Source organism: Propionivibrio sp., assembly GCF_017995515.1.
In the GTDB taxonomy this organism is placed as follows: domain Bacteria; phylum Pseudomonadota; class Gammaproteobacteria; order Burkholderiales; family Rhodocyclaceae; genus Propionivibrio.
The window spans coordinates 1-10,326 of sequence record NZ_JAGOIT010000105.1 but is presented as its reverse complement, the minus strand read 5'-3'; the positions used below and the strand labels follow the sequence as shown (position 1 = coordinate 10,326).

The window sequence follows — 10,326 nt, the reverse complement described above, 5'->3', positions numbered from 1 at the left end:
CGGCTTACGGCCGGTTTCCACGTCATGCTGGAAGTTGGGCGGGATGACCAGCGTGAAGTTGTAGCGCCCGGAATCCATGCCCTTGTCCAGTTCGGCCAGTGTCGTCTGTTGCGGTGGACGGAAATACGGCGGGTAAAACGCGCCGACGATACGCCGCGACAACGGCGACTGGTCTTCGTCAACCACGGCCACCGGCGCATTGCGCAGCTCCTGCGACGCGCCGGTCGCCGCCGTGTAGATGGCGCCCGAAAAAGCCCAGCAGATCAGGATCAGCAGCACCTTGTCGGCGCGCAGGCTTTGCAACTCCTTCAAGCCCAAGCGGTAGATGTTGGATAGCGTGACGAAGCGCATGGCTATTTCTCCTGCTTCCTGAGCAGCGCCACCGAAAGTGCGGTCAACACCGGAATGAAGCAGGCCAGCGCGATGAACTGCGGCCAGAGGTCGGCGAAGCCGAGCGCCTTGGTGAAGGTTCCACGGCTGATGATCAGGAAATAACTGGCCGGGAAGAACTGGCCGATCCAGTAACTCGCCCCTTCCAGCGCAGCCACCGGCGTCGTCAGCCCGGAGAAGCTGACGGTAGGCAGGATGGTCAGGATCGCCGTACCAAACAGCGCAGCGATCTGCGTGCTGGTGAAGGTCGAGATCAACAGGCCGAAGCCGGTGGTGGCGATCACGTAGAGAAAAGCGCCGAAACTCAGCGCCAGCAGGCTGCCCTTGATCGGCACATGGAACATGAGTTGCGACTGGATGACCAGCAGCACGAAGCTGATGAGCGCCACGACGATGTACGGCAACTGCTTGCCGAGCAGGAATTCGAGGCGCGTCACCGGCGTCACGTAGAGGTTGGTGATCGAGCCGAGTTCCTTCTCGCGCACGACGCCGAGCGCCATCAGGATGGCCGGGATGAAGATCAGCAGGATCGGAATCACTGCCGGCACCATCGCGTAGATGCTCTTGAAATCCTGGTTGTAGCGGTAGCGGGAAACGATATTGACCGGGTAGGCCGTCTCGACGCCGGTCGCCTCGCGGATGATCTGCTGCACGTATTGCAGGTGCATGCCCTGCATGTAGCCGCGCACGGTTTCGCCGCGATACGGCATGGCGCCATCGACCCAGACGCCGATTTCCGGCCAGTGGCCGCGCCGCAAATCGCGGCCGAAATCGGCGGGAATGTCGATGGCCAGCGCCAGTTCGCCGTTTCGCATGCGGCGGTCGAGATCGGCATCGTCGATGATGGGCGGGAGTTCGATGAAATAGCGCGAGCCGGCAATGTTCTGGATGTAGGCGCGGCTTTCCGGCGACTGGTCGCGGTCCAGCGCGGCAAAGCGCAGCCCTTCGACATCGAGCGAAATGCCAAAGCCGAGCACGAACATCAGCAACACCGAGCCGAGCAAGGCGAAAGCCAGGCGGATCGGGTCGCGGCGCAGTTCGAGCGCCTCGCGGTAGGCGTAGCCGAGCAGGCGGCGGGCGCTGAAGGCGCTTGGCCCGCCTTTGTTGCTGCTGCGGTCGACCTCCATTTTTGCCTGTTTTTCGGGGTCGACCGCGCCCCGCAGGAAGTGCCCTTGGGGTGCAACAGGCGCTTCTTCGACCCCTGTCGCCTCTTCCAGATAGCTGATGAAAGCCGCCTCAAGATTCGGTTGGCCGCGTGCCGCGCAGAGGCCGGCCGGCGTGTCGCTGGCCAGCACCTTGCCGGCGTGCATCAGCGAAATGCGGTCGCAACGCTCGGCCTCGTTCATAAAGTGCGTCGAGATGAAAATGGTGACGCCCTGCTGGCGCGACAACTCAACCAGCAACGCCCAGAACTGGTCACGCGCCACCGGGTCGACGCCGGAAGTCGGCTCGTCGAGGATCAGCAGCTTCGGCTCATGCACCACCGCCACGGCCAGCGACAGGCGCTGGCGTATGCCAAGCGGCAGTTCAGCGGCGGCCTTGTCGGCGTAGGGTTCCAGCCCGAAACGTTGCATCAGTTCAGCAATGCGCGGGCCGCGCCGGTCGTCCGGCAGATGGAAGAGCCGCGCGTGCAGGTCGAGGTTGGCACGCACCGTCAGTTCGCCGTACAGCGAGAAGGACTGCGACATGTAGCCGACCTGCTTGCGTGTTTCGAGATCGCCGGCATCGACGGCCTTGCCGAACAGCTTGGCCACGCCCTCGGTCGGCGGCAGCAGGCCGGTCAGCATCTTCATCGTCGTCGTCTTGCCGCAGCCATTCGAGCCAAGAAAGCCGAAGATTTCGCCGCGCTCGATCTTAAAGCTGACGTGGTCGACCGCCGTAAAATCGCCAAAACGCTGCGACAGGCCGTCAGCCTCGATGGCGTAAGTGCCGCCATCGCCGACGCGCGGCGGAATCACCAATTCATGGTGTGCCTGCCGGCGCTCCTCCGGCAGCAGGCGGATGAAGGCGCCGTCGAGCGTGGTCTGCCCGGTCTGCGCCCGCAGTTCGGCCGGGGTGCCGGTGCCGATTACCTTGCCGCCATCCATCGCCACCAGCCAGTCGAAGCGCTCGGCCTCCTCCATGTAGGCCGTCGCCACCAGCACGCTCATGCCCGGCCGGCGGGCGCGGATGCTGTCGATCAGCTCCCAGAACTGGCGACGCGACAACGGATCGACGCCGGTCGTCGGCTCATCGAGAATCAGCAGGTCGGGATCGTGGATCAAGGCGCAGCACAGGCCGAGCTTCTGCTTCATGCCGCCCGACAACATGGCGGCCGGCCGGTCGCGGAAGGGCGACAAACCCGTGCTGGCCAGCAGTTCGGCAATGCGCTGCTCGCGCTCGCGCTTGCCCTGCCCGAACAGCCGGCCGAAGAAATCGACGTTTTCGAACACCGACAGCGTCGGGTACAAATTCCGGCCCAGACCCTGCGGCATGTAGGCGATGCGCGGCTGCACCGAGGCACGGAAACGGCGGTCGCCGATGTCACCGCCCAGCACTTCAACCTTGCCCGCCTGAATCTGCCGCGCCCCGGAAACCAGCGCCAGTAGCGACGACTTGCCAACGCCATCCGGCCCGATAAGACCGACCATGCAGCCGGCCGGCAAAACGACATCGACCGCCTCCAGCGCCGTCACCGCCCCATAACGGTGGCTGACGCCGGCAAGTTTGGCGACCGGCACGCGGTCCATGACGATTTACTTCCCGTCGATCTGGAGGTTGGCCGGCCACGGCGCGTTGGCGTCGAGGCGCACATAGGCCACGCCCGGCAAACCGCCCTTGGCCAGATCGCGATGCGCCACCAGCCAGGCGGGGTCGGGCTTGACCTTGATGCGGAACATCAGCTTTTCCCGCTCGGTACGCGTTTCGACTTCACGCGGCGTGAATTGCGCTTTCGGCGCCACGAAGCTGACCACCGCCGGAATCGGCTGTCCCGGCAAGGCGTCGAGCAAGATGCGCGCTTCGCTGTTCAGCGCCACCTGGCCGGCCTTGTCGGTCGGCAGGTAGATCGTCATGTACATGTCCGAAAGATCGAGCAGGGTCAGCGCCTTGCCGCCCGCCGCCAGCACCTCGCCCGGCTCGGCCAACCGGTAGAGTACGCGGCCGCTGATCGGCGCCTTGAGAGAGGTATCGTTCAGCGTTGCCTGCAAACTATCCATCTTCGCCACGGCGGCAGCCAAAGCCGCCTCCGCCTCGGCCACCCGGCTCTGCGCCTGATCCATGCCGGCCATCGCGCCTTCCATGCCGGTCTGGTCGGTATCCAGCCTGCTCTTGCTGATGAAGCCCTTCTCGACCAGGCTTTCCGAACGCTTCAAGGTCTTGCCCGCCAGCGACACATCGGTACGCGACTTGCGCACCCCGGCTTGCGACTCCTCAACCGCCCTGCGCGCCTGCACCACCTGCGACTCGGCCGCCCGCAACTGGGCGCGCAGATCGTCCGCATCCAGTCGCGCCACCACCGCCCCCGCCTCGACCGTGTCGCCCTCATGCGGCCCCAACTCCGCCAGCCGCCCGGCAATCTTGGTCGCAATATCCACCTCAACCGCTTCCAACCGCCCGTTCCCCGACGCAAGCCCCGCTGACAAGCCGGCAGGACGCTGCTGATAGAGGAAATACCCGCCTGTTGAGGTCAACGCCAAAAAAAGGCTAAAAATGAAAAACTTCTTCAAACGCCCGCGTTCCATAAGTCACCCGATCAGACTGACCATACGGTCATTATTCATATGAATTATAGGCCGGGGAAAACGACAAGGCTTGCCGTAGATCAATTTTCTGGGGAGTTGATCTGGCTGTCGTTCGCAGGCCATTTCTACAGGTTCGTTTGATGAGGATTTAACGAAGGTAACTATTCGGCCTTATGTGGAGCTCCACATAAGTCTGATTACTTGCCAGTGACCTGAAGGCTACGAATGACTGATCTCTGATGAGTTAACTGCCGTTCGGATAGCTCGATTTTTCGGGGATGCTACGGCTGGTTGTGGCCGATCTTACGCATTCACTATCTTGCCGAAAAGCGGTCCTTAGCAGAAACTAATGTATCAGCGAACGACTGCTTTCGGAAACGGCCTGGAACTTCCGGTGCCGGCCAACTGCCGACCTTCACGATTCCGCCGGCCCGGTCATTCAAAGGTCCGGTCGACTCTGAAACCTGCCGGACGGATAATTCACAGTGATCGGCCAGAGCCGCCGGTGGACTCCTCGCCAGACACGGGCGGCAACGTGGCGGTTACCTGACCGAGGCCAACAAGCACGTCGCCCGGGTTTGGAAAAAGGCGCACGCGCCAAAACGGCTACTGGCGTGAATCGAGTGCTTTCACGCGTGGCTTCGGAGATCGCTTTGTTCCTGTGACAGCGGAAGCGACGAACCCCTCACTACTTCACTTTCAACGCGGCCTGATTCGTTGTATCACCCGATCACTTTTCCTGCTAGGAGGACATCTACTGAAGAGGGGCTATATTTCTGTATATCAATACTGACAACGCAGTTATGCTAAATGCCATAGGGAACTCTGATCCCATACAACCAACGAACAGAATGGTCATTGATGGAACAGCGATACGACGAGCATTACATCCGGTCGATCACGCAGATGGGGGATACCCAGAACGTGGTGACCAGCCAGGCTATTTTCACGACAAGGAAAATCAAGCTCATCGAGAAAGGCGTTCGGGTCAATTCCGCCTTGTTTGAACGTCTGGTCAGTCACAAGCTGATTCCCAAGATTGACCACTGCCTTGCCGTCGAAAACGGCATCAGTCGCGAACGTATCAAAGCGTATGCGATGAACCTGCTCGACACCGATCCGGGGCTCGACGTGCTGCGCGGGGACGCCAAGGTACGAAGTCGCATCGCGCGTGCGTTTGATGAAATCCCGCTCTGCGAGCCGATGGCGTTCAAGCTGACGGTGGCCTGGAGTCAACGCCCGGAAGTATTCGATCACTCGATTCGCGTTGCACTGATCGCGCTGTCGCTGGCGATCCGGAATTTCTTCCTCTCCGTGAAGGAACTGGCAACCCTCGCCGCTGCTGCGGTGTTCCACGATATCGGCATCCTGCACGTCGCACCGGAACTCCTGCGTCCCGGCAGACGCCTCGAGAGATCGGAGCGGCACCACTTGTACGCCCACCCGATCACGGGTTACCTGATCTTGCGCGAGTTTGCCGAATATCATCCGGAAATCAGCCGGACCGTCTTCGAACATCACGAACGTCTTGACGGAAGCGGCTACCCAAGAGGTCTAAAGGAAGAACAAATTTGCCTCGGCGCCCAGATCCTCATGCTGGCAGAAGCGGCCAACACGATCTTTGAACAAGGCCACAAGGCGAAAAACCTCGCCCGGTTCTCGGTCCTGTTGAAGCTGAATCAGAAGAAATTCAACGGCGAGTTAAGCAACTGCCTGCTGGCGCTCGTTCAGGAAATGCAGAGCGACGACGAGGATCACGTGGAGGCGCAGTCCTCGGCTTTTGCCTCGGCGCCAACGCTCGAATCACGCTTGCGCGAAGTCGCCGGTATCTTCAAGGACTGGAAGGTCACCCGAGCGCAATGTCATTCTGCCCTTGAAACCCGCCAGGAGGCACTAACCCTTCCTTCGATCATTGATGAACGAATCCAGGACTTGCAGCGAATGTTGCTGCACGCAGGCTTTGACGTGAGCAACCCGGGAATCCTCATCGCAATTCTCCAGGACGATCCCGAGGCCATGATTGAACTGAACATCCTGCTCGGCGAAGTCCGTTGGCAACTGCGCGAGATCATCTACGAGGCCCATCGGCGCCTGGATGAAAGAGGTGGTGCGGTTGACGGTGTCGAATCATCGGCGCTCGACTGGATCACGCGTAATGAAAAGGCGATTGAACAAATCTAGTGAATGACCAAACGCTCAACCCAGGAATCGCGATAACAATCCTATAACCTTCGTTATAGTATGGTCACCTATCTCAAGACCAATGGATCCGCTTCACCCTCATCGGATTCTTCCAGGCGGCTATAAGCCAAGTAACAGCAAGGTGACCACTGGCGCCTAATTGATCATGCATACCCGTTTCCGACAGCCCAGTCTCAAGCTCACGATCATCGGAATTGTCCTGGTGCTGTTTGTCAGCAGCTTCTGGTTGTTGACGGTTTCCATCGGAAAATCGCTCGAGCGAGACATGAGCGGTCTGCTCGAGGCGCAGCAGTTTTCGTCCGTTTCGTACATCGCCGCAGACATCGAAGCCAAGGTGGCTCAGCGCATCGACTTGCTCAACCAGAACGCGGATCTGGTCGCAAAGTACCTCGACTCACCCGACCAGACGCGAGAGTTCCTGAAAGGCCGTATCGGCTTGCAGGCGCTCTTTCAAGCGGGGATTGTCGTGATCGACAGAAGCGGCACGGGGCGGGCCGAATTTCCGGCTTCGGTTGGACGAGAGGGAGTCTCGTTTGGCGACATAGAATACTTCCGACAAGTGCTGGCGACGGGAAGAACGGCGATCGGCAAGCCCCGGGTTGGCCTGCGTACAAAAGAGCCGGTCGTTGCAATGGCCGCGCCGATCCGTGACCGAAGCGGGGAAATCGCTGGCGTGCTAGTAGGTTATGCCACGCTCGCCGACAAAAGCCTGTTTGGTCAGGTCGAGAACGGCATGGCCGGGAAGACGGGCTGGATCGTTGTTAGCGCTCCGCGCTACGGAACTGTCGTCGCTTCGAGCGACCCGTGGAATCTCCTGCAGCCCGCGCCTATGGCAACGAACCCGGATAGTTCGCTTGCCGATTTCGAGGGCTCCCGCCGGGAGATAGATAGCAAGGGAACCGAGGCCCTCGTCTCGTCGAAGACGATTCCGTCTGCCGAATGGGTCGTGCAGCTAGTGCTGCCGACGGACGAGGCCTTTGCGCCGATCCAGAACATGATGAGGCGTGCCTACAGCATTGCGCTGCTGCTCACGATTGCGACCTTGCTGTGCGTCGGCTATCTGGTCAGACGAGCGCTCCAGCCTTTGGTGGCGGTGACGACGACGATTCGTTCGATGTCCGCCGGCAACGAACGACTGCAGGCGCTGGCGCCGGCCGGTGGTGAAGAAATCCAGAATCTGGTGCTGAGCTTCAACGGCCTCGTCGATCAACGCAATCGCCTGGAGGAAAAGCTTCGCTGGAGCGGCGACCGGCTGAACCGCGCCGAACTCGCGTCAAAATCCGGGAACTGGGAATTGTGGGTTGACTCACAGGTCATCATCGCATCGACGGGTGCCATCAAGATCTATGGCATCGCAACCGATACCGATCTTCGAATTGACTTTGCCGAGGTCAAGAAGCTGGTCCTTCCCGAGTATCGCCCGTTGCTTGACGCCGCCATGCGCGACCTGATCGACAAAGGCCAGCCCTACGACATGGAGTTCAGGATCAGGGCAGCGGACACGGGCGAGATCAAGACGATTCATTCCATCGCCAGTTTCGATTTGGACCGGCGTGCCGTCTTCGGCGTCATCCAGGACGTCAGCGAGCGCGCCAGAATCAAAGACGCGCTCGAGGATGAGGTATCACGTCGGCGTCTCATCCTCGAAAAATCGCGCGACGGAATCGCGTTGCTTCGTACCGACGGCAGTCTTGCCGAATTCAATCCGGCCTTTGCCGCAATGCTTGGGTATTCACCGCAGGAACTCGGACAGATCCGGGTGTGGGACTGGGATTCGCAGTTTAGCCGCGATGAGTTGGAAGAAATCCTGACCAGCCTCGGCGATCGCTACCTCAATCTCGAGACCCGGCATCGGCGCAAGGACGGCACCCAGTACGATGTCGAAGTGAGCATCAGCGGCGTCGAATTGGCCGGCGAGAATTATCTGTTCTGCCTGCACCGAGATACCACGGCGCGCAAGAAGGCGGAAGAAGCCTTGCGACAAAGTGAATCCCGATTCCGCGCCATCTTCGAGGCTTCGCCCATTCCGTATGCCCTCAACGACAGCCAACTCAACGTCACCTACCTGAACACGGCGTTTACACAGACCTTCGGCTATACGCTGGAAGACATCCCGACCCTGGCCGACTGGTGGCCCAAAGCCTACCCGGATCCATCGTATCGACAGTCGATGTTGGCCGCCTGGCAGGCCAACATGGAGAAAGCCGAGCGCGACCACACTCCATTCGAAGCCATCGAAGCGACCATCCAGTGCAAGAACGGGGAGAATCGGACGGCGCTCGTTGCAGTCGCGCCAATGAGTCAATCCCTGGTCGATCTTCATGTGGTGACCTTCTACGACATCACGGAAAGAACCCGGGCCGAGGAAGCGTCACGGCTGGCGGCGAGCGTGTTCACGCATGCCCGCGAAGGCATCATGATCACCGCACCCGACGGCGCCATCATCGACGTCAACACGGCGTTTACGCGCATCACCGGTTACGCCCGGGACGAAGTACTGGGCCGCAATCCGCGACTCCTCGCCTCTGGCAGCCACGACAAGGCGTTCTACATCGTCCTGTGGACCAATCTGCTGGAACGCGGTTACTGGTACGGTGAGATCTGGAATCGCCGCAAGTCGGGCGAGGCTTACGCCGAGATGATCACCATCAGCGCGGTGCACGACAGCCGCGGTGTCATCCGCCACTTTGTCGCCCTGTTCTCCGATATCACGCAACTCAAGGAGCACGAACATGCGTTGGAGCGTTTGGCACACTACGACTCGCTGACCCATCTACCGAACCGGGTGCTCCTGGCCGACCGGCTGCAGCAGACGATGGCGCAGGCGCAACGGCGAAAGCAGCAGTTCGCCGTGGTGTTCATCGACCTTGATGGCTTCAAGGCGATCAATGACTGCCACGGCCACGCCGTTGGCGACCAGTTGCTCATCGCCGTCGCGTCGCGCATGAAACAAATCCTCCGCGACGGCGACACGCTCGCCCGCCTCGGCGGCGATGAATTTATCGCCGTTCTGGTCGACCTCACGCAAGGGCCGGCGGGCGTTTCGACGCTGACCCGCTTGCTGGCTGCAGTGGCGGAACCGGTGATCATTGGCGAACTCGTGCTGCAGGTTTCGGCCAGTCTGGGTGTTGCCTTCCATTCACAAGAGGACGGCATTGCCGGCGACCAGCTCATCCGGCAGGCCGATCAGGCCATGTATCAGGCCAAACTGAAGGGCAAGAATCGTTTTGCGGTTTTCGAACCCGAGCCGATCAGTCCGGCGCATGGGGCACAGGGTGCCCGGGAAGAAACATAGGCAGGTCCCTCGAACAGCGCACTTGCTCGAGATCAAGTCCTTGTACAGTACTTGACCCAATGCCATGGTTATTCCGGATTGAATTGATTGAACGATAGCGTCAGAAACGTTCCGAATTCGGGGTTATCGGCAAGCGCGGGTCGGTGTCGGTCAACCAAGAGAGATTCGAGGCAAGTCTATGCCCACGGGTCCGTGCCCAATAGTTGAGCAACCAGAATTAACCTAGAAACCGTAGTTGGTTGATGCGTTATGCATGATTTTTGATTAATTGAGAAGTCGGAGGCGGGCCGATGCTGGCGAGGGCGCGCTTGAGATGATCGCAAACGCGTTGCCAGACTGTTGCGGGATGCAACTGCTCCGCAGCTTGGGCGTTCCAGCCTTGAAGCAAGGTAGAAACGCGCATCAGCGCGGCCTGCGCTTTCTCGAAATGGGCATGCAAACCGGTCAGGGTGATGGTTGTTTGTCCGGCGTGTTCGGTCCTGCGCCCGACCGAGGCCATCAGCCACGGCCGGCTGGTAATTGCCTCGTGCCGGACGTCGGGACGGGCCAGACGTACCTTTGCGCGGCAGTCGGCGAAACAGGTCGGCGTAGGCACGGACAAGCTTGACGCACTGGAGCCTGAATGAGCGGAGGCGGTGTCAAGGGACCGTGGAATAAATGGGAGGGACCCACGGCGTCGTGTGCCGTGGGAGGGCACCCGTTTATGCCGCGAAAGCC

At 60.4% G+C, this 10,326-nt stretch carries 6 protein-coding genes; 2 read left to right on the top strand and 4 right to left on the bottom strand.

Features of this window, described 5'->3' with window-relative positions; all coding sequences use genetic code 11:
- The 3 genes from KBA32_RS14320 to KBA32_RS14310 all read right to left on the bottom strand — a co-directional run.
- Window positions 1-351 (bottom strand): ABC transporter permease (locus tag KBA32_RS14320; RefSeq protein WP_367113786.1); only part of this gene is annotated, 351 nt, incomplete at its 3' end.
- 2 nt (window positions 352-353) lie between these two features.
- The gene (rbbA, locus tag KBA32_RS14315) at window positions 354-3,119 is read right to left on the bottom strand and encodes a ribosome-associated ATPase/putative transporter RbbA (RefSeq protein ID WP_294360189.1); all 2,766 of its coding nucleotides are present in this window, start codon (window positions 3,117-3,119) and stop codon (window positions 354-356) included.
- Between the two features lie 6 nt (window positions 3,120-3,125).
- Window positions 3,126-3,965: an efflux RND transporter periplasmic adaptor subunit gene (locus tag KBA32_RS14310; protein ID WP_294360187.1), complete on the bottom strand. Its 840-nt coding sequence runs from the start codon at window positions 3,963-3,965 to the stop codon at window positions 3,126-3,128.
- 1,008 nt (window positions 3,966-4,973) lie between these two features.
- On the opposite strand from KBA32_RS14310, the gene KBA32_RS14305 reads away from it, so the two are divergent.
- Together KBA32_RS14305 and KBA32_RS14300 are read left to right on the top strand one after the other, a co-directional pair.
- Window positions 4,974-6,293 (top strand): HD domain-containing phosphohydrolase, encoded by a 1,320-nt coding sequence (locus KBA32_RS14305; RefSeq protein ID WP_294360184.1) that lies wholly within the window; start codon window positions 4,974-4,976, stop codon window positions 6,291-6,293.
- Between the two features lie 166 nt (window positions 6,294-6,459).
- Window positions 6,460-9,609, top strand: a complete 3,150-nt coding sequence (locus KBA32_RS14300; RefSeq protein ID WP_294360181.1) for a PAS domain S-box protein — start codon at window positions 6,460-6,462, stop codon at window positions 9,607-9,609.
- A gap of 247 nt (window positions 9,610-9,856) precedes the next feature.
- Here the strand turns inward: KBA32_RS14300 and KBA32_RS14295 are convergent, their stop codons facing one another.
- On the bottom strand, window positions 9,857-10,204 hold the full coding sequence (locus tag KBA32_RS14295; protein WP_294360178.1) for a hypothetical protein: 348 nt from the start codon (window positions 10,202-10,204) through the stop codon (window positions 9,857-9,859).
- Between the last annotated feature and the right edge of the window lie 122 nt (window positions 10,205-10,326).